The following is an 18,784-nucleotide window of genomic DNA, read 5'->3' as shown; positions in this document are numbered from 1 at the left end:
ATGGGCGAACCTGCCCGAAGGAGATTGGTAGCTATGAGACGTCTACTGCTGGCTCTGGCAGTGCTGCTGTCACTGAGCGCAGGGAATGTTCCTGCTCAGGACGTTAAATTGCTGAATGTCTCCTACGACCCCACCCGCGAGTATTTCCAGGACGCGGATACGGCCTTCAAGGCGTACTGGGCCCAGCAGTCGGGGCAGGACGTAACGGTCACCACCTCCAACGCGGGCTCTGGCAAGCAGGCGCGCGCCGTGCTCGACGGCTTGCAGGCGGACGTGGTCACCCTGGCCCTGGCCTACGACATAGACGTGCTGGCGGACAAGGGTCTATTGGCGAGGGACTGGCAGGCGCGATTGCCGAACAACAGCTCGCCCTACACTTCCACCGTCGTGTTCCTGGTACGCAAGGGCAATCCGAAGCAGATCCGTGATTGGCCGGATCTCATTCGTGCCGGCGTGCAGGTCATCACACCCAATCCCAAGACCTCCGGCGGCGCGCGCTGGAATTTCCTCGCCGCCTGGGGCTGGGCCTTGCGTCAGCCGGGCGGCAACTCGCACAAGGCGCGCGCCTTCGTTACGGCGCTGTACAAGAACGTGCCGGTGCTCGATACCGGCGCACGCGGCGCCACCAATACTTTCGTTCGGCGTGGCATAGGCGACGTGCTGATCGCGTGGGAGAGCGAGGCGTTGATGGCACTGCAGGAATCGGGCAAGGACAACTACGAGATCATAGTGCCGTCCTCGACGATTGTGGCGGAACCGCCGGTGGCGGTGGTGGACGCGATCGTGGCCAGGCATGGCACAGCGCGAGTTGCGCAGGCCTATCTACAATTTCTGTATAGCCCGCAAGGCCAGGAGATTGCCGCCAGGCATTTCTTCCGCCCCCGCCTGGCTTCCGTCGCCGGTAAGTACGCCGCGCAATTTCCCGCGGTGAAGACCTTCACCATCGGCGAGCAATTTGGCGATTGGCGCAACGTGCAGACGAGCTATTTCGCGGACGGTGGCCTGTTCGACAGCATCCTCGAAGAGGCGCAATGACGGCGATGGCACGGTCTGTATTGCCAGGTTTTCGCCTCAGCACCGGCTATACCCTGCTGGTCTTGGGCAGCTGTGTGCTCCTGCCGCTCGCCGCACTGCTGTGGACTGCATGTGAACTCGGGCCCGAGGGCTGGTGGGCACAGATCGGTACACGCCGTGTGCTGGCATCGTTGAGGTTGAGTTTTGGTGCAGCGCTGCTCGCGGCGACCATCGATGCGGTACTCGGCTTGCTGGTCGCATGGGTGCTGGTCCGCTATCGATTCGCGCTCAGGCGGCAGTTTGACGCGCTGGTCGATCTGCCGTTTGCCCTGCCGACGGCCGTAGCAGGTATTTCCTTGACTGCGCTGTACGCGCCCAACGGCTGGCTAGGCAGCCGCTTGTTGCCGCTCGGCATCGAAGTCGCCTATACGCGTGTGGGCGTGTTGCTGGCGATGGTGTTCGTCGGCTTGCCGTTCGTGGTGCGTACGTTGCAACCGGTATTGGAAAGCATGGAGAGCGACCTGGAGGAAGCCGCCTATACGCTCGGCGCTACTTCCTTCCAGCGATTCTTCCGCGTGCTGCTGCCGCTTTTGCTGCCCACGTTGCTGACGGGCTACGCCTTGGCGCTGGCGCGAGCGATCGGCGAATACGGCTCGGTGATCTTCATTGCAGGCAACCGCCTGTTCCGCACTGAAATCGCGCCGTACCTGATCGTGCAGAAGATCGACTCGCAGTACGACTATCGCGGTGCAGCAGCCCTGGGTGCAGTGATGCTGGCGTCGTCGCTGTTGCTGCTGGTAGCGATGGCGTGGCTGCAGCGCTGGACACGGCGCTGGGCGGTGGTGCGCTGATGGCTGCCGTTGCTGCCGTGGTGTCGATTGGGCAGCCAGCGCGGACGACACATGTTGCACGCGTTGTGCTGGTGCTTGGCGCGCTGGTGGTGCTGGGATGGTTGATGGTGTTGCCATTGTTGGCGATATTCGCGGAAGCCTTGCAGCACGGCTTGGCGTTTTACCTACATGCCATTCGCGAGCCGGATACGCTTGGCGCGGTGCGGCTGACGTTGACGGTGGCAGCGATAGCCGTTCCCTTGAACATGGTGTTCGGCCTGGCCGCGGCCTGGTCGATGGCGTACTTCGAGTTTCGCGGCAAGGCATGGCTCGGCGCGTTGATCGATCTGCCGTTTTCGATCTCGCCGGTGGTCTGCGGCATGATGCTGATCCTGGTCTATGGGAAGAATGGCTGGCTGGGGTCCTGGCTGGAAGCCCATGGCTTGCAGGTGATTTTCGCCTTGCCGGGCCTGGTGTTGGCGACAGTGTTGGTGACACTGCCGTATGTGGCGCGTGAGTTGATTCCCCTGATGCAGGCGCAGGGCTCGGACCAGGAAGAGGCAGCGCTTACGCTCGGCGCCAGTGGATGGCAGATCTTCTTTCGCGTCACCTTGCCACGCGTTCGCTGGGCTTTGCTGCAGGGCGTTCTGCTCTGCAACGCGCGGGCGATGGGCGAATTCGGCGCCGTCTATGTGGTCTCCGGACACCTGCGCGGAATCACCAATACGTTGCCGCTGCAAGTGGATCAGCTAAGCCAGGAGAATTTTTCCGCCGCCTTCGCGGTGGCTTCGCTGCTTGCGCTGCTTACTGTTTTCACGCTCGCCATCAAGCGGCTGGTGAAGTGGCGGCACGGCGGCGAATGGAACGCCAATGATTGAGGATTCCCGCAGCATGGGTATCGAAATTTCCCGCTTGCGTCGCCGGTTCGGCACCTTCCTCGCGCTGGACGATGTCAGCCTGAGCATCGGTGACGGCGAGTTCGTCGCTGTGCTCGGCCCCTCGGGCTCTGGCAAGAGCAGCCTGCTGCGCATCCTGGCGGGCCTGGACCAGCCGGACGCCGGCAGTGTGCTTCGCGACGGGCGCGATTTGCTGGCGCTGGATGCACGACGCCGTGGCGTCGGGCTGGTGTTCCAGCACTATGCGCTGTTTCCGCACATGACGGTGGCCCAGAACGTGGCCTTTGGGTTGCGCGTGCGCCCGTGGCGCGTGCGTCCCAAGGCGCAGGCGATCAAGGCAACGGTCGAGGACCTGTTGCGCCGCGTGGAGCTTGAGGGCTTCGTGGATCGCTATCCGTCGCAGCTGTCGGGCGGCCAGCGCCAGCGCGTGGCCTTGGCGCGCGCCCTGGCGATCGAGCCACGCCTGTTGTTGCTGGACGAACCGTTCGGCGCGCTCGATGCGCAAGTGCGGGTAAATCTGCGCGGGTGGCTGCGCGAATTCCACCGTTCACTCGGCATCACCACACTATTCGTCACCCACGATCAGGACGAAGCCCTGGAAATGGCCGATCGCGTGGTGGTGATGAACCGTGGTCGCATCGAGCAGATCGGCGCGCCGGAGCAGGTCTATCGCCAGCCGGCCACGCCTTTTGTTTCGCGCTTCATTGCGCGCGGCCAGCGCTTGCCGGGTGAGGTGCGCGGCCAGCATCTGCATCTGTTTGGCCATGCGTGGCGCATCGAGAATTTCGCTGCCGCGGATGCCCATGAGGTCGCGGTCCATGTGCGTCCCGAGGATATCGTGCCTGCACCGGTGCCAGGCGATGGCCTAACAGCGCAACTGCTCAATCTCCGTCATGTGGCCGGCAGCGTGCGCGCCAGCTTGCGTGTGGAGAGCTGGGACGAGCCGCTTGAAGCAGAATGGAGCGAGCGCGATTGGGCTCGGTGCGCAAGCGCAGCCGATGATCGGCTCCATGTCCATTTGCAGGCTGTGACCGTCTTCGCGATGGACCGGGACGGCCGCGTGCGATTGCGGTCCATCGTCTATCCTCCCTACGCGAACTCTTCGATAGCGGTAGGCCCCTGGCGCAGGATCGAGGCTTGAGCGCTTATTCCCGACAGAGGCGCCATCTCGTGGGGCAGCACCGAACGGTTCTGCCGCGCAAGGGATAAGGCCCATAATGGCGGCATGGCTGCCATCCCCGTACCCACCGAATCGCCCGCGCTGCGGGCCTTGATCGATGACCGTTATGCCCAGCTCGTGGCTCGTTGCCGCACCGCCGGCGTGCCCCTGCACGACGACGCGGGCGTGGCCGAGCGCATCCGCCGCACCTTGCTGGCCAGCGATTTCGCCTTCGAAACCTGGCGCAGCCAGCCGCAGTTGTTGGCGCCGCAGGGGCTGGAGCGGCTGCGAGCCAGTGCGGACGCATCGGCGCGCATAGATTCGCTGAAGCCGGATGCCGACGAAGCGGTCTGCATGTCCACGTTACGGCGCTTTCGGCACGCCGAGGCCTTGCGCCTGGTGTTCCGGGACGTCAACGGCCTGGACGACCTGCCGGAAACGCTTTCCGCCACCAGCGTTCTGTATGAAGCCTTGCTTGGCGCCGCACTCGACTGGTCGGAGCGTTCGCTGGCCGTGCGTTATGGCCACGCGCGCGGAGAAGATGGGAGCCTGCAGCGTCTGGTGGTGGTCGGCTTCGGCAAGCTGGGCGGGAGCGAGCTGAATTTCTCTTCCGATATCGACCTGGTGCTGGCCTATCCGCAGGGCGGCGAGAGTGACGGTGCACGTGTGCTGGACAACAGCGAGTACTTCGTGCGCCTGGGACGCCAGCTGGTTCGCCTGCTGCATGAGCCCACCAATGATGGCATCTGCGCACGCGTGGACCTGCGTCTGCGTCCGTTCGGCAATTCCGGCCGGCTGGCTTTGCCATTCAGCGCCATGGAGCAGTACTACCAGCGCGAAGGTCGCGACTGGGAGCGCTACGCATGGATCAAGGCACGCGCAGTAGCCGGTGACCGTAATGGGGGCAAGCAATTGCAGGAAATATTGCGGCCGTTTGTGTATCGCAAGTACCTGGATTACACCGCTTTCGCGGGTTTACGCGAGATGAAAGCGTTGATCGATGCCGAAGTGGCGCGCAAGGACCTGGCCGACAACCTCAAACTGGGCCCGGGCGGCATTCGCGAGATCGAATTCATCGTGCAACTGGTACAGCTGATTCGCGGCGGCCGCGAACCGGGTTTGCGGGTGCGTGGCCTGTTACCAGCGCTTACCGCGTGCGAGGCGCGAGGACATATTCCCGCGTCGCGTGCCAAGGCCTTGCGCGAGGCCTATGTGTTCTTACGGCGACTGGAGAATCGCGTACAGATGATGCGCGACGCACAGACGCACGATTTGCCTGAAGACGAGCTGACCCGCGAGCGGCTTGCATTGGGAATGGATTATCCGGCCTGGGAGCCGCTGGGCGAGGAGCTGGCGAGATACCGGGACATTGTCGCCAATGAATTCGAGGCCGTGCTGATGCCTGAAGGCGGCGCCAAAGCCAGCGTGCCGGCTGCGGATGCGATCCTGTGGCAAAGGGCGTGCGATGAGTTGCTGGGCGGCGGTGAGATGGAAGCTTCCGACTTCGCGCCGGGCGCCGAAGCGGCTGAGGCGCTATTGAAGTTGTCGCAGGCCTCGCAGCTGCGCGCCATGTCCGCGCGGGCACGCGAACAGCTGGATCACCTGATGCCGCAATTGCTGGCGGCAGCCCGCGAAACTGCGGCGCCGGTACCGTGCCTGCTGCGTCTGTGTCGCCTGGTGCAGACGGTGGCGCGCCGTCCTTCCTATCTTGCGTTGCTGGAAGAACAACCATCGGCACGCAAGCGCCTGGCACAGCTGTTTGCCGCAAGTGCCTTTCTCGCGGAGCGGGTGATCGCGCAACCCTTGCTGCTGGACGATGTGCTCGATCCGCGCATCGACCAATTGCCGCTCAAGCGCGCCGACATCAGCGCTGAGATCGCCCATGTGCTCACCACGCTGGACGAGCGCGAAGCAGAAGCGGAACTGGAACGCATCAACGAGTTCAAGTCGAGCATCGCGTTTCGCCTGGGATTGGCTTTCAATGATGGGCGCGCGGATGCGGTGGCGACGGCGCGCAGACTGGCTGCATTGGCAGAGTCCGTGGTCAATGCCGTGGCCGCTCTCGCCGAACGCGAAGTGATTGTCGCGCATGGTCGTTTGCCAGGCGTGGGCTCGGGCTTTTCGATCCTTGGCTATGGCAGCCTTGGCGGAGAAGAATTGGGTTTTGCGTCCGACCTCGACCTGGTGTTCGTGTTCGATGGCCAGCGCGCGCAGGCCATGAGCGATGGACCGCGCCCGCTGGAGGGGTCGCGCTGGTATCAGCGCCTCACCCAGCGCGTGATGAACTGGCTGACGGTGCTGACGCGTGCAGGACGCCTGTATGAAGTGGATACGCGCTTGCGACCGGATGGCTCCAAAGGCCTGCTGATCGGCAGCCTGGAAGCCTTTGTCGCCTATCAGGAAAGCCGCGCCTGGACATGGGAGCACCAGGCCTTGCTGCGCGCGCGTCCCGTTGTCGGCGACGCGGCCTTGAACGCGGGGCTGGCTGAAGTGCGGCGTCGCACGCTTGCCGTGGCGCGCGATCGTGCGGCCGTGCTGGCGGAAGTCAGCAACATGCGGCAACGCTGGCGGGCAGAGCGGGATCGTTCGGATGCCGGGCAGATCGACCTGAAACAGGGGCGTGGTGCCTTGCTCGATATCGATTTTGCCCTGCAAGGCCTGGTGCTGGCGCACGCTTCGCAATCACCCCAACTGCTGTCGACCACCGCCAATGCCGGACTGATCGAAGTCTGTCGCGATGCGGGCGTGCTGGATGTTGCGCAGGCGAACTGTTTCACCCGTGCGCACGCGGAGCTGTTGCGCAGGGCTTTGTTCTGTACGCTGGATCTACGCCCGCGCATTGCGCCAAGAGATGTTCAGCTGGACGAGCTATGCGGCGAAGTGAATGTCGTAACGCGTGCGCTCGGATTCGATTTCTAGGCATAACGCCCAAATGCCCGCATAGGCTGGGATGGTCATCCCAGCCCATGAGGCCATGCAACTATGTTTGGCGGGCAAGGATGCGCTTGCGTAACGCTTCGGCGATAAACGCCGTCTCGCGCAACGGTACCTGTCGTGCCGACGCATCCTCATCGATATCGTACAACAAGCCCGCCTGGCGCAAGCTGCCATGAAAGCGCGCCAGCTTCGGCGGCAAGGTTTCCGCAACGAAGGTATGCACGTCGCATCCTACCGCGCAGGCCTCGCTCAACATGTTCACCGAATCCGGCGTCACCACCAGGCGGTCGGCCCAGCCGAGTACGCCGGGATAGGGATTGCTGCCATCGTCGGGACCGGTCCACAGCAGGCCGGGAACGCCACGCAGCGCGTTGCGCAGCAGCTCGGCAACACCCATAGGCGTGCGGCGCGAAGCCAACACCAGCAGGCTGCCGCCCTCGCGCTGTCGACGTGCCAGCAGGTGTTCTACGAGGCGCTGCGCATATTCGACGTCGATGCGAATGCCTGCGCGTGGCCCACCCAGCAGCACGCCCACGCGCGGGCGCGGCAGATAATCCAGCGCCGGGCTGGCTTCGCGACCATCCGCAAGCCAGGCCTCGTCGACCGGATTGAGCGATCCCAGCGGGTTCAATACGGTGGGGCCGACAAGGCCGTCATGCTTGGGCGCTATGACGGTGTCCCAATGCATGAGGTCAATGCGCGGATCGAGAATCTGCGCGGTATGGCAGTAGCCCTCCGTCAGGCGTCGCAATAGCCGCGTCAGCAAAGCCGCGCTGCGTCCGCAGCCGATGGCGAGGGATGGCCATGGCGGAGCAAAGGCCATCCGCTGCGCGGCGGGTAGGGCCAGTCGGCCGCCGAGGGTCAGGCGTGGTGACAGCCATGACCATGGCGCGCGCGGCGAAAGAACAAGGTGCCGCACCGGCATGCCCATTTTTTCGGCCAGCGCCAGGGCCTGGCGCTGGTTGCCGGCGGCCTGGTCGGTAATTACCCAGCATTCCCCCGCTAAGGGGTGAAGCGGTTCGTGGTTGGGAGCGCCGATTGTCGCCGGATCGTGCACAGTACGTTCGCCTCGCTCGCCGCTGGTACGCCCGGGTTGCGCTTAGACTATGGACTTTGTTTTCTGAGCCAAAGGATACCCATGAGCGAGAAGCTTGCCGAGTCGGCACTGGATCAGCTGTTCCGTACCGCCCGTACCTACAATGCGTTCCTGCCCAAGGAAGTGGGCGACGAGCAGTTGCACGCGTTGTACGAGCTGGCGAAGTTCGGCCCGACCAGCGCCAATTCCTCGCCCATGCGCCTGGTGTTCGTCAAGTCCGCGGCGGCGAAGGAAAAGCTCAAGCCGTTTCTCTCCGATGGCAACCGCGCCAAGACCATGGCTGCGCCGGTCACCGCCATCGTGGCGACCGATCACGCCTTCTACGAAAACCTGCCCAAGCTGTTTCCGCACGCCGATGCCCGTAGCTGGTTCGTCGGCAATCAGCCGCTGATCGACACCACGGCCTTCCGCAATGCCACTTTGCAGGGTGCCTACGTGATCGTTGCGGCACGTGCGCTGGGCCTGGACTGCGGCCCGATGTCCGGTTTCGACAATGCCGGCGTGGACCAGGCGTTCTTCGCCGGCACCACCGTGAAGTCGAATTTCCTGATCAACATCGGCTACGGCGACAGTAGCCGTGACCTTTTCCCGCGCAGCCCGCGGCTTGCGTTCGATGAGGCATGCCTCATCGCGTAAGGATTTTTCCTACCGATGGTCGCTGGCTTGTGCTGCAGCGGCGATCGGCGTAGTTGAACGTGAGAGTGCCTTTTTCCACCCACTTTTGATCGATGCAGGAGACTTTTTTCATGCGCAATCTTCGCTATGTATTGCTGGCCGGACTGCTCGGCACGGCGCTCTCGGCCCAGGCCGCCCCGGTCAGCTACAAGCTGGACCCGGGTCATACCATGGTGCTGTTCAGCTGGAGCCACTTCGGCTTTTCCCATCCGGTGGCCGACATCGGCATTACCGACGGTACGCTGGTGTTCGATGACAAAGACCCGGCCAAGGCCTCGGTGGAAGTGACCATGCCGCTGAGCAATCTGGACACGCACGTGCCGGCCCTGGACAAGCACCTGAAGGAACCGGATTTCTTCGATGCCGACAAGTACCCCACCATCACCTTCAAGAGCACCGGCGTGCAGTCGCTGGGCAACAAGAAATACAAGGTGACCGGCGATCTCACCGTACATGGCGTGACCAAGCCGGTGGTGCTCAATGCCACGCTCAACAACGTCGGCACGCACCCGATGACCGGCCAGCCGTCGATCGGTTTCAACGCCACCGGTCTGGTCAAGCGCTCGGATTTCGGCCTGGGCGCGTATGCGCCGAAAGTGAGCGACGAGATCCAGATCAATATCACCACCGAGGGTTCGGTGCCGAAGGCCGGGCAGTAAGGTTCAAGGGCGCCCTTAGCAGGATGTTGAGACAGTGCTTTCCTGCACGTTCTCAACGCACTTAAGTTCGGCGGATGTTCGAACTCGGTGCCCACGAATCAAGCACTTGCTGTGCTTGATTCGTGCCAGGCCATCCGTGGCCTGCGCTAACAAGCTGTTTCTCAACAGCCTGTTAGCACACGGCGAGGGGCGAGTGAACAGAGGCGGCATCGCGCCCTCGCTACTCGCCCCTTGTCCCTTGCTAAGATAGGCGGCCTGATAGCCTCACCCCGGAGCAACCTCCCATGTCGGGTCAGCCCGCCGCAGCCCAGAAGCTCATCCCGGCGAATGCCGAAAATCGTTACGAAGTGACGCGTTCGGACCTGCCGTTGTCGTGCCCGATGCCCGGCATGGCCCTGTGGAACTCCCACCCTAAGGTGTATCTGCCGATCGTGGAGGATGGCGGGGAGTCCGTATGTCCTTACTGCGGCGCACATTACGTCCTGCGCGACTGAATCCAGGCCCCGCCACGAGCATAAATCGCGCCAAACGGCACGATTGCTGCTTGGGTCTTTACGGATGAGAGTCGCTAACGAGGGAACCATGTCTGTTGCCGCCACACCGGCCAGAACGCTGACCGTTGTGCAGCTTATCCCCGCGTTGCACTCTGGTGGCGCGGAGCGCTCTGTGCTGGAAGTGGGGCGTGCGCTGGTGCAGGCCGGGCATCGTTCGGTGGTGATCTCGGCGGGTGGCCGCATGGTGGCTCAGCTGGAGGCCGAAGGCAGCGAGCACCTCACCCTGGATGTGGGCCGCAAGTCGCTGCTTACCGTCGGGCGCCTGGGCCGCTTGCGACGCATCCTGCGCGAATTGAAGCCGGATATCGTCCACGCCCGTTCGCGGCTCCCGGCATGGATGGGCTGGTGGGCACTCAAGGGCCTCTCGCCCAGGCCGCATTTCATCACTACCGTGCACGGGCTCAATTCGCCTGGCCGCTACAGCGCCATCATGCTGCGCGGCGAACGCATCGTGGTGGTCTCGCAGACGGTGCGCGACTACATCATCAGTCATTACCTGAAGCTGGATACCGGCCGCATTCGCATCGTCCCTCGCGGCATCGATCCGGAGGCCTTTCCCTATGGGCACCGGCCGGACGAAGGATGGCAGAAGGCCTTCTTCAACGAATTTCCCCAGCTTGCTGGCGCGCCTCTGCTCACCTTGCCCGGCCGCGGCACGCGCCTGAAGGGGCATCATGACGCGATCGAGCTGGTGGCCGAGCTCAAGCAACGCGGCATCGACACGCGCCTGCTGCTGCTGGGCGTGATCGAGCCGGGTCGCGAAGCCTATGCGCGCGAACTGAACGAGCTGATCAGGGGCCGCGGCGTGGAAAACCAGGTGGTGCTGACGGCACCGCGCGACGACGTACGCGACGTCTTTGCCATGTCCGCCCTGGTGCTGCAGCTTTCCAACAAGCCCGAAGCATTCGGCCGCACCGTGGTCGAAGCTCTGGCCTTGTGCCGACCCGTGCTCGGCTACGCCCATGGTGGCGTGGGCGAGCTGCTGGCCGAACTCTATCCCGCCGGCCGGGTGCCGCCCGGCGATCGCGAGCGTCTGGTTGAGCGTGCGGCGGAGCTGCTGCGCGTTGCGCCGCCGATTTCGCCGTTGCAACGTTACCGCCTGATCGACATGCAGCACGCTGCCCTGGCGCTCTACGAAGAAGTAGCCGGCTGATTAGCTGGCGTAGACTGGGATGCCAATCGTAGGCTGGGTTGTGAAACCCAGCATTGCCATGTAGGCAGCACACGCGATGCCGGGACTGCCATCCCAGCCCACCATTGCGCAGTGACAGCAGCTGTTGGGCTCGTTTATTGTCCTGTGTCGATCTGCCTTTGCGTCGTTTCCCGTGACCGATCAGCGTCCCTCCAATTTCTTGACGAGCAAGGGTTTCACCGCCTGGTGGCCATTGTGGCTGTTCGCGCTGCTGCTGCCGTTTGGCCGCAGTGCAGAGCTGAGCACCTTGCTGTGCCTGGTAGGCGTGGTGCTGCTGCTCCGTAGCCGGCGTGCGGCATGGCGCGACGACCCAGGCGCGTGGTTGTTTCTGGCCTTGCTCGCCTGCTATGTCGGCGCTGCACTGCTGTCATCATTCGCCGCCGTGATGCCCGGCAAAAGTTGGGGCACCACGGCAGGGCTACTACGCTATCTGCCGCTTGGGCTGTACGCCGCTTATGCGCTGCGCGACCAGCGATTCTTGCATGGGTTCTATACCGCACTGGCTGCCGTGATCGGCTTCTGGGTCCTGGACGCCTGGATGCAAATGCTCACCGGTTGGAGCCTGCGCGGACAGGCGGAGCCCGAGCGCATCTCCGGCTTGTTCGGAGCGGATGATCCCAAGCTGGGGCCAACGCTGGCGGTGTTGTCCCCGTTCCTGTTGTGGACCGCACGCCAATATGCGGGAAGAGCGGGATTGGGCGTCGCGTTCCTGCTGCTGCTCGGGCCGGTGATGCTGAGCGGATCGCGTTCCGCATGGATTGGCTTCGGGCTGGTGACCTTGCTGTTCATAAGGCGCGAAGCAGGTTCGCTTGTGCGATTTGTTGCAGTTTGCGCGGCATGCAGCCTGGTGCTGCTGGCAGCGGGCGGCATCGCCTGGAAGGCCTCCACGCGTTTCGATGCACGCTTTGAGCGCACCTTGCTGGTCCTGGGTGGCGGCGAGCAGTCCGTCAACGAGGCAACGACCGGCAGGCTCGACATCTGGCACACCGGTCTGCGCATGATCGAAGCGCATCCGCTGCTTGGCGTGGGCGTGCGTGGATTCCGTTATGCCTATCCACACTACGCCCCGGCGAATGACCACTTCCTCGTGGAGGAGAATTGCGGTGATGGCGTCGGCGCCTGCCATCCGCACCAATGGCTCATGGAGGTGCTTGCCGAAACCGGAGCGGCGGGCATGCTGCTGTGGTTGATCGGTCTGGTGGTTGCGTGGCGTGCCTGGCGCCGGGCGGGTGAGGCCGGTCGCGCGGGAGCGTTCCCGGTGACGGTATCGCTGGCGGCGATGCTGTTTCCGCTCAATGCCCACCTGGCTTTTTATTCAGCTTGGTGGGGCCTGTTGTTCGCCTGGCTGTTGGCGTTATGGTGTGCAGCGCTATATGCGAAGGAGCAGGGCGATGGCGCGTGAACCGCTCTCGGTGGTGCTGATCACCTATAACAACGCCGATACGCTGGATGCCTGCCTGCGCGAAGTGGACTGGGTGGATGAAATCGTCGTGCTGGACTCCGGTTCCAGCGACAGCACGGTGGCGATCGCGCGCATGCACGGTGCGCGGGTGGAAGCGCATCCGTTCGACGACTACGGTCCGCAGAAGCAGCGTGCCTACGAGCTGGCACGCAACGACTGGATCTTGAATCTGGATGCGGACGAGATCCTCTCGCCCGGCACGCGCGCCATCATCGAGCGCGCGCTGGAAGATCCCATGCATGCGGGTTTTCGGCTTCCGCGCCGCGAGCGCATGTTCTGGACCGTGCAGCACCGCTGGAGCCATCGCAACGGTCATCTGCGCCTGTTCAATCGCAAGCATGGCGGCATGAATGACGTGGAAGTGCATGCCGCGGTCGAAGTGCGCGGGCCGGTGAAGACTTTGTGGGGAGCGGATTTCGTCAACAGCGGCGATGGCGATATCGCCACGCGCGTGGAGAAGATCAACCGCTACAGCAGCGGCATGGTGGCGCACAAGCTACGTCGCGGACAGCGCTTTACCGGTGTACGCATGGTGATCTATCCGCCGCTGTTCTTCTTGCGGCAGTTTGTGTTGAAACGTTACTTCCTCAACGGCTGGGCGGGGTTTATCGCCAGCGTGCTGGGGGCGTTCTACGTATTCCTGAAATACGCCAAGTTGCACGAGGCGCGGCGAGCTGCACGCTCTACTTCCTCTCCCCTTCGCAGAGAGGATTGAGGGGCAACCTCAACCGTCGCTCAAGATGCGTACGAATTCGTCCGCGATCACCCGCGTACTGAAATGCCGATCCACGAAATCACGCGCCGCCACACCCATCGGCTCGCGCATCTGCACTTCGCACATCTTGAGGATCGCGTTGCGCCACGCGGCTGCGTTGCCCGGCGGCAACAATAATCCAGTAACGTTGGGCGAGAGCGTTTCCGGCACGCCGCCGATGTTGCTGCCCAGCACCGGCGCGCCGGCCGCCTGCGCTTCCACCGAAACACGGCCAAAGGTTTCCGTAGCGATGGAAGGAAACGCCAGCATGGAGATCGCGCTGTAATACGGGTGCACGTCGTCGATCCAGCCAAGCATGTGATGGCGGTGCGCGAATGAGCCGGCGTCGATGCGCTCGCCCAGCTGCTGCACGTCCGGACCGTGGCCCAGCCAAATGCAATGCAGGCGCGGTTCCTGCGCCATGGCGCCATCGAGGGCCTCGAGCAAGGTGAGGATGCCCTTGCTGTGATGGATGCGGCCGAAGTAGCCGAGCACGATGGCATCCTGCGGAATGCCGAGCCGGTGCAGGATCGCGTTGCGGCGTTCCGTGTCGGGCCTGCACTCTTGCATGTTCACCGGGTTGTACAGCACACGCACCAGTTGCTGCGGCACGCCGCGTTCCACATAGGCTTGCCGCGCGTTCGCGGACACGGCAAAAAAACGCTGAGCCAGACGCGGTACCAGATAACCCGAGGCCCGTCCCATCGGCGGCGTGCGATGACGAAACAGGGCAACCGGCACGCCGAGCAGGCGGCTGACCAGGATCAGCGGCCAGTATTCCTTGCCGAAATTGCCTACCAGCCAGTCGGGTTTCAGTTCGCGCGCGGCTTTGAACGTCGCGCGATAGCCGCGCAGATCGAACACGTTGCGGAATTTCGCCGGATAAAGTCTTACGCCAGCCCTGGCGAGCGCGTTGGCGATCAGCCCGTCCGGGTACACCACCGCGCTGACCTGATGCCCGGCTTCCACCAGGGCCTGGCCCAGCGCTACGAAATGCGTGGCGGCACCGGTGTTTTCGGGGTTGGTGCCGACGAAAAGAAATTTCATGCGCGTTTGTTCTCGTAGTCGGTGAATGCGCGCATAGCGAATTGCGGCAACATGTGATGGCGCGCGACTTGCACGCGCGGCAGGCGCCACAGGTCAGTGCCGAGGATCGCGCGGCCACGCTGTGTGGTGGTGGCAGCGGCGTAACCCGCAGCGCGTGTCGTCTCGGCCACGCGATCGTCCATGTCGCCGTACGGATAGCAGAATTGCGTGACCGGCACCCCCAGCACGTCTTCCAGGTCGGCCTTGCTGCCGGCGATTTCGTCTTGCAGCTGCGCGGCGCTGCATTGGCTGAGGCGCGGATGGGAACGTGTGTGCGCACCGATTTCCATGCCGCCTTCCTGCCACGCGCGCAGTTGCGCAGGTGCCATCAATGGCTTCTGGATGCCGAGCTTTTCCGCATCCCAGTGGTTGTAGCGGCCGATGCTGCCGCTCACCACATAGCAGGTCGCGCTAAAGCCATAGCGCTTGAGCACCGGCAGCGCGGATTCGAGATTGTCGACGTAGCCGTCATCCAGCGTGATCACTGCGATGCGGCCGTGCTTTTCGCCGCGCAGGTACGGCATCGCGTCGGACATCGAAAGTCCTGTATAGCCGAACCACTTGAGCAGCCACATCTGCCGCCCGAACGCGCCCGGACTCACATACAGGCTGCGCCAGCGCTTGAGGCCACGCGGTGCCTGCGCAATGTTGTGGTACATGAAAATCGGGTAGGCGGACATGAGGCTCAATCAAGCTTCAGCTGTGCGTATTGTCGCATTGGATGGGCCACCCCCGACAGCCGCATGGGCCGGGATGGCAATCGTCAATAAATGGGCGGATACCCTTCCGGCCGTGTCTTGAAGCGTTTGTGCACCCACAGATACTGCTCCGGCGCCTCGCGCACCATGTCCTCGATGCAGAGATTGACGCGTGCGGTATCGGCCTCGGCCTCAGCGCCGGGCATGTTTGCCAGCGGCGCGCCCAGACGCAGCACATAACCAGCGCTGCCCGGCAGGCGGCGATGGAAGAACGGCACGACCACTGAATGGGACAGGCGGGCCAGATGATGAGTGCCGGTGATGGTCGCGGCGATCACGCCGAAGAAGGGCACGAAAGCGTTGTCCTTGCTGCGCATGTCCTGGTCGGGCGCGTACCAGAGCGTGCCGCCGCTGCGCAGATATTTCACCGTGCCGCGGATGTCGTCCTTGTCGAACATCGCACGCGCATAGCCCAGGCGTGCGCGCAGCACGGTCCACTCGAATACCGGGTTGTCCATGCGCCGATACATGCCGGCGATGCGGATGCGCTGCGAGACCAGCCGCGCGCACAGTTCCAGATGCGAGAAGTGTCCGCCGACCAACAGTACGCCGTGCCCTTGCGCACGCGCGCTTTCCAGGTGCTCCAATCCCTCGACGCGGACTGGGATCCTGCCGATGGCGCGATCCGAGCCCATCCAGCCGAGGGCGAACTCGATCAGCATCAGTCCAATGTCGCGCAGATGTGCGTCCACCAGCGCCGCCTGCGCCTTGGCATCCAGTTCCGGAAAGCACAGCGCCACATTGGTGGCGGCCACCTTGCGTCGTGGCGAGGGCAGGCGCTCGATCATCCAGCCCAAGGCACGCCCGATCCCCATCAGCAGCGGGAACGGCAGCATCGCGATCAGCTTCATGACGCCCACGCCGAGCCACGCCGGCCAGAGGCTTGGTGCGAGCAGGGAGCGGGTGAAGGGGGGGCGGGGTGTTCCGGGCATTCGGACCATTGTAGCGGCTCCCCTCTGCTTCTTCAGAGGGAGCCGGGCGCGTGGCCCCGTATACTTCCGCGCTCCGGACTTCGAACCGATGCGACGTTGCGCTATCTCTATACCCTCCTGATGTACCTGGCTACGCCGTTGATCGTGCTGCGGCTGCTGACGCGTGGGATGCGCTATGGCAACTACCACCAGCGCTGGCCGGAGCGCTTCGGCATTTTCAAGGCGCCGGATCTGCGCGGCAGTATCTGGGTGCATGCAGTGTCGGTGGGCGAAGTGAACGCGGCGGAGCCGCTGATCAAGGCGCTGCGCCAGGATTACCCCAATGCGCCGCTGGTAGTCACTACCGTCACGCCGACCGGTTCGGCGCGCGTGCAGCAGTTGTTCGGCAACAGCGTGTTTCACGTGTACCTGCCGTACGACCTACCGTTTTCCGTGCAACGCTTTCTCAGGCAGACCCGGCCGCGGCTGGCTCTGATCGTGGAGACGGAGATCTGGCCGAACCTGTATTTCGGCTGCTACCGGCGCGGTATTCCGCTGATGATCGTCAACGCACGCCTGTCCGGCCGCTCGCTCCGCGGCTACGCGCCGATGCGCGCGCTGCTGCGTTCGGCCTTGCGCTGCGTGCGCCAGATCGCGGCGCAATCGCGCACGGATGCGGCGCGCTATCGCTTGCTGGGCGCCGATCCGGCCCAGGTCACCGTCAGCGGCAACCTGAAGTTCGACATGCCGGTGCCGGAAGGCGCACCGGAAGCCGGCGAGGCGTTCCGTCAGCAGTGGGGCCGTCTGCGCCCGGTGTGGATCGCCGCGAGCACGCATGAAGGCGAGGAATTGGCTGTGCTGGAGGCGCACCTGGAAGTGCTCAAGCGGCTGCCGGATGCCTTGCTGCTGATCGCGCCGCGCCATCCTGAGCGCTTCCGGCTGGTCGAACACGCGGTGCGCAGCTTGGGCTTTAGCATGACCATGCGCAGTACCGACCGCATACCAGGCGAGTCGCACCAGGTATTCCTGATCGACACGATGGGCGAGCTGATGCCGTTCTTCGCGGCGGCCGACGTGGCCTTCGTAGGTGGCAGCCTGGTGCCCATCGGAGGACACAACGTGCTTGAGCCAGCAGCGCTATCCCGGCCCGTGCTGGTCGGACCGCATACTTTCAACTTCGAGGAAATCACCCTGGCCTTGATCCGCGGCGGCGGCGCCAAGCGGGTGTTGCTCAGTGAAGCACTGGGTGGCGCCGTGCTCGACCTGCTGCAGGATGGAACGCGCTGCAAGCATATGGGCAGGCAGGCGCGCATCGTGTTCGACAGCGAGCGCGGAGCGGTCGGGCGGGTGATGGGGTTGATCGACCGGATGCTGCAGGAATGAAAAAGGCCGGGATGTCCCGGCCTTTCTTGCAACCATCGATACCAATTACTGCAGCAGCGAATTGGCTGCCTGCAGATCTTCGTAGCTGAGGGTGCCCGCCTGTAGCTTCAGCGCCAGGCGATCGAGCTCCAGTTGGTGCCGGGAGGCCGCATAGCTGCTTTGCGCCTGGGTCAGGATCTGAATGGAATTGAGCACGTCCAGCATGATCTGCGTGCCCACCTGGAAGCCCGCCTTGGTGGCGTCCACCGATTTCTGTCCCGCTTCCACCGCAGCCTTGCCCGACTCTACTTTGCTGATGTCGGTGAGCACCGAGTTGTAGCCGTTGAGGGTGCCCTGGATGGTTTCACGCCGTACCAGCTCCAGGTCGTCCTGAGCTTCGTCGCGCCTGTAGATGTTCTGGCGCACCTGCGACTGGGTCAGTCCGCCGGAGAAGATCGGCACTGACAGGGTGACGCCGATGGTGTTGCCCCAGCGATCGTTGACGCCTGGGCGCAAGTCGTTGTAGCTGCCGTTTTCCAGCCACGAGGTGCTTTTGCCGCGGCTGAGGGTGGCGTTGATCGTCGGCAAGTGACCGGCACGGGCCGCGTTGACGTTGTGCTCGGCGGCATCGACCGACAGCTGTGCTGAGGCCAGGGTCGGGTTGTTCTTGATCGCGTTGTCCACCCAGGCTTGCGGATCGGCCGGTGAAGGAGCATCCATCGGCAGGTCGGGGCGCAGCTTCTTCAGGTCGCCTACGGGCTTGCCAGTGATCACGCCTAGCAGCTGACGGTCGTTGGCAAGCGTGTTTTGCGCGCTGACGGTGGTTGCCTTGGCCAGATCGTATTGCGACTTGGCCTGGTAGACGCTGGTGACGGCGGAAATGCCCACCTTGTATTGCTGCTCTGCCTGGTCGTAGGTGATGCGCAAGGCTTCTTCGTTGGACTGGGCAACGGCCAGCTGTTCCTGGTCGTTGAGCACGGTGAAGTAGGCCGAGGCTACGCGAAAGAACAAGTCCTGCGCGGCTGCCTCATAGGTTTTTTCCCCCGCATCCGCGGTCGAATGGGCGGCCTGCAGGCTCGCGATCTTGGACAGGTCGAGGATGACCTGGTCCACGCTGGCCGATATCGTGCGCGTACGGCTATGACTGGCGCTGGGGCCGTTGGCACCGGAATTGCCGCTGCCGGTTGCATTGCTGCCGCTGAGGCTATCTTGCTCCAAGGCAAATTTGCCGTTGATTTGCGGCAGCAACGCTGCACGCGCCTGCGGAACGGCTTCATGGATATCCAGACGGGTGGCGTCGGCCTTGGCCAGCACAGGGTCGTTCGCACGCGCCTGACGGTATGCATCCAGCAAATCCTCGCCGTGGCTGGGCAGTGAGACTGCAGCCAGGGACAGGGCAAGGGTCAGAAGCTTCAAGCGCATGGTTTCGCCTCGTGGGT

Annotated in this window: 17 protein-coding genes; 12 read left to right on the top strand and 5 right to left on the bottom strand. The window is 63.7% G+C overall.

What is annotated here, in order from left to right; all coding sequences use genetic code 11:
* The first annotated feature begins 33 nt into the window (after positions 1-33).
* The 5 genes from EKH80_RS19695 (at position 34) to glnE (ending at position 6,818) form a co-directional block, all read left to right on the top strand.
* Positions 34-1,035 carry a sulfate ABC transporter substrate-binding protein gene (locus EKH80_RS19695; RefSeq protein ID WP_126686507.1) on the top strand — a complete coding sequence of 334 codons (1,002 nt, stop codon included), beginning with the start codon at positions 34-36 and terminating at the stop codon, positions 1,033-1,035.
* Between the two features lie 5 nt (positions 1,036-1,040).
* Entirely contained in the window at positions 1,041-1,865 is an 825-nt protein-coding gene (gene cysT, locus EKH80_RS19690; RefSeq protein ID WP_126686506.1) for a sulfate ABC transporter permease subunit CysT, read from the top strand.
* Positions 1,823-2,722, top strand: coding sequence for a sulfate ABC transporter permease subunit CysW (gene cysW, locus EKH80_RS19685; protein WP_425481167.1), 900 nt, complete (start codon positions 1,823-1,825; stop codon positions 2,720-2,722). The genes cysT and cysW overlap by 43 nt, the downstream gene beginning before the upstream one ends.
* Before the next feature lie 13 nt (positions 2,723-2,735).
* Positions 2,736-3,881, top strand: a complete 1,146-nt coding sequence (locus tag EKH80_RS19680) for a sulfate/molybdate ABC transporter ATP-binding protein (protein ID WP_126686505.1) — start codon at positions 2,736-2,738, stop codon at positions 3,879-3,881.
* Positions 3,882-3,965: 84 nt separating this feature from the next.
* Complete coding sequence (gene glnE, locus EKH80_RS19675; RefSeq protein ID WP_126686504.1) at positions 3,966-6,818, top strand: bifunctional [glutamate--ammonia ligase]-adenylyl-L-tyrosine phosphorylase/[glutamate--ammonia-ligase] adenylyltransferase; 2,853 nt, start codon at positions 3,966-3,968, stop codon at positions 6,816-6,818.
* A gap of 61 nt (positions 6,819-6,879) precedes the next feature.
* Here glnE and EKH80_RS19670 read toward each other — a convergent pair whose 3' ends face one another.
* The gene (locus tag EKH80_RS19670) at positions 6,880-7,893 is read right to left on the bottom strand and encodes a mitochondrial fission ELM1 family protein (RefSeq protein ID WP_230473836.1); all 1,014 of its coding nucleotides are present in this window, start codon (positions 7,891-7,893) and stop codon (positions 6,880-6,882) included.
* 81 nt (positions 7,894-7,974) lie between these two features.
* Between EKH80_RS19670 and EKH80_RS19665 the strand changes: the two genes are divergently transcribed.
* The 6 genes from EKH80_RS19665 to EKH80_RS19640 all read left to right on the top strand — a co-directional run bounded on the left by EKH80_RS19665 (position 7,975) and on the right by EKH80_RS19640 (position 13,189).
* Positions 7,975-8,568 carry a malonic semialdehyde reductase gene (locus tag EKH80_RS19665; RefSeq protein ID WP_126686503.1) on the top strand — a complete coding sequence of 198 codons (594 nt, stop codon included), beginning with the start codon at positions 7,975-7,977 and terminating at the stop codon, positions 8,566-8,568.
* Positions 8,569-8,678: 110 nt separating this feature from the next.
* Positions 8,679-9,266 carry a YceI family protein gene (locus EKH80_RS19660; protein ID WP_126686502.1) on the top strand — a complete coding sequence of 196 codons (588 nt, stop codon included), beginning with the start codon at positions 8,679-8,681 and terminating at the stop codon, positions 9,264-9,266.
* 284 nt (positions 9,267-9,550) lie between these two features.
* Positions 9,551-9,760 (top strand): zinc-finger domain-containing protein, encoded by a 210-nt coding sequence (locus EKH80_RS19655; protein ID WP_126686501.1) that lies wholly within the window; start codon positions 9,551-9,553, stop codon positions 9,758-9,760.
* 88 nt (positions 9,761-9,848) lie between these two features.
* The gene (locus tag EKH80_RS19650) at positions 9,849-10,973 is read left to right on the top strand and encodes a glycosyltransferase (RefSeq protein WP_126686500.1); all 1,125 of its coding nucleotides are present in this window, start codon (positions 9,849-9,851) and stop codon (positions 10,971-10,973) included.
* A 172-nt stretch (positions 10,974-11,145) separates the two neighbouring features.
* On the top strand, positions 11,146-12,414 hold the full coding sequence (locus EKH80_RS19645; protein WP_329955493.1) for an O-antigen ligase family protein: 1,269 nt from the start codon (positions 11,146-11,148) through the stop codon (positions 12,412-12,414).
* Complete coding sequence (locus EKH80_RS19640) at positions 12,404-13,189, top strand: glycosyltransferase family 2 protein (protein WP_126686499.1); 786 nt, start codon at positions 12,404-12,406, stop codon at positions 13,187-13,189. Before EKH80_RS19645 ends, EKH80_RS19640 begins: the two co-directional genes overlap by 11 nt.
* A 9-nt stretch (positions 13,190-13,198) precedes the next feature.
* Here the strand turns inward: EKH80_RS19640 and EKH80_RS19635 are convergent, their stop codons facing one another.
* The 3 genes from EKH80_RS19635 to lpxL all read right to left on the bottom strand — a co-directional run bounded on the left by EKH80_RS19635 (position 13,199) and on the right by lpxL (position 16,013).
* The gene (locus tag EKH80_RS19635) at positions 13,199-14,275 is read right to left on the bottom strand and encodes a glycosyltransferase family 4 protein (RefSeq protein WP_126686498.1); all 1,077 of its coding nucleotides are present in this window, start codon (positions 14,273-14,275) and stop codon (positions 13,199-13,201) included.
* Complete coding sequence (locus tag EKH80_RS19630) at positions 14,272-14,994, bottom strand: polysaccharide deacetylase family protein (protein ID WP_126686497.1); 723 nt, start codon at positions 14,992-14,994, stop codon at positions 14,272-14,274. Before EKH80_RS19630 ends, EKH80_RS19635 begins: the two co-directional genes overlap by 4 nt.
* Positions 14,995-15,077: 83 nt before the next feature.
* The gene (gene lpxL, locus EKH80_RS19625) at positions 15,078-16,013 is read right to left on the bottom strand and encodes an LpxL/LpxP family Kdo(2)-lipid IV(A) lauroyl/palmitoleoyl acyltransferase (protein ID WP_126686496.1); all 936 of its coding nucleotides are present in this window, start codon (positions 16,011-16,013) and stop codon (positions 15,078-15,080) included.
* 87 nt (positions 16,014-16,100) lie between these two features.
* On the opposite strand from lpxL, the gene waaA reads away from it, so the two are divergent.
* Positions 16,101-17,366, top strand: coding sequence for a lipid IV(A) 3-deoxy-D-manno-octulosonic acid transferase (waaA, locus tag EKH80_RS19620; protein WP_126686495.1), 1,266 nt, complete (start codon positions 16,101-16,103; stop codon positions 17,364-17,366).
* A gap of 45 nt (positions 17,367-17,411) precedes the next feature.
* Here waaA and EKH80_RS19615 read toward each other — a convergent pair whose 3' ends face one another.
* A complete protein-coding gene (locus EKH80_RS19615; RefSeq protein ID WP_126686494.1) occupies positions 17,412-18,767 on the bottom strand; it encodes a TolC family outer membrane protein in 1,356 nt (451 codons plus the stop codon).
* Between the last annotated feature and the right edge of the window lie 17 nt (positions 18,768-18,784).

Origin of the sequence: Dyella choica, from assembly GCF_003977665.1 — a bacterium.
GTDB classification, from domain to species: domain Bacteria; phylum Pseudomonadota; class Gammaproteobacteria; order Xanthomonadales; family Rhodanobacteraceae; genus Dyella_B; species Dyella_B choica.
This window is presented reverse-complemented; position numbering and strand designations above follow the sequence as displayed.

What these genes read in the sequence shown, in the direction of transcription:
- EKH80_RS19695 (WP_126686507.1), top strand. Translation starts at nt 34, where the DNA reads ATGAGACGTCTACTGCTGGCTCTGGCAGTGCTGCTGTCACTGAGCGCA.
- cysT (WP_126686506.1), top strand. Translation starts at nt 1,041, where the DNA reads ATGGCACGGTCTGTATTGCCAGGTTTTCGCCTCAGCACCGGCTATACC.
- EKH80_RS19680 (WP_126686505.1), top strand. Translation starts at nt 2,736, where the DNA reads ATGGGTATCGAAATTTCCCGCTTGCGTCGCCGGTTCGGCACCTTCCTC.
- glnE (WP_126686504.1), top strand. Translation starts at nt 3,966, where the DNA reads ATGGCTGCCATCCCCGTACCCACCGAATCGCCCGCGCTGCGGGCCTTG.
- EKH80_RS19665 (WP_126686503.1), top strand. Translation starts at nt 7,975, where the DNA reads ATGAGCGAGAAGCTTGCCGAGTCGGCACTGGATCAGCTGTTCCGTACC.
- EKH80_RS19660 (WP_126686502.1), top strand. Translation starts at nt 8,679, where the DNA reads ATGCGCAATCTTCGCTATGTATTGCTGGCCGGACTGCTCGGCACGGCG.
- EKH80_RS19655 (WP_126686501.1), top strand. Translation starts at nt 9,551, where the DNA reads ATGTCGGGTCAGCCCGCCGCAGCCCAGAAGCTCATCCCGGCGAATGCC.
- EKH80_RS19650 (WP_126686500.1), top strand. Translation starts at nt 9,849, where the DNA reads ATGTCTGTTGCCGCCACACCGGCCAGAACGCTGACCGTTGTGCAGCTT.
- EKH80_RS19640 (WP_126686499.1), top strand. Translation starts at nt 12,404, where the DNA reads ATGGCGCGTGAACCGCTCTCGGTGGTGCTGATCACCTATAACAACGCC.
- EKH80_RS19635 (WP_126686498.1), bottom strand. Translation starts at nt 14,275, where the DNA reads ATGAAATTTCTTTTCGTCGGCACCAACCCCGAAAACACCGGTGCCGCC.
- EKH80_RS19630 (WP_126686497.1), bottom strand. Translation starts at nt 14,994, where the DNA reads ATGTCCGCCTACCCGATTTTCATGTACCACAACATTGCGCAGGCACCG.
- lpxL (WP_126686496.1), bottom strand. Translation starts at nt 16,013, where the DNA reads ATGGTCCGAATGCCCGGAACACCCCGCCCCCCCTTCACCCGCTCCCTG.
- EKH80_RS19615 (WP_126686494.1), bottom strand. Translation starts at nt 18,767, where the DNA reads ATGCGCTTGAAGCTTCTGACCCTTGCCCTGTCCCTGGCTGCAGTCTCA.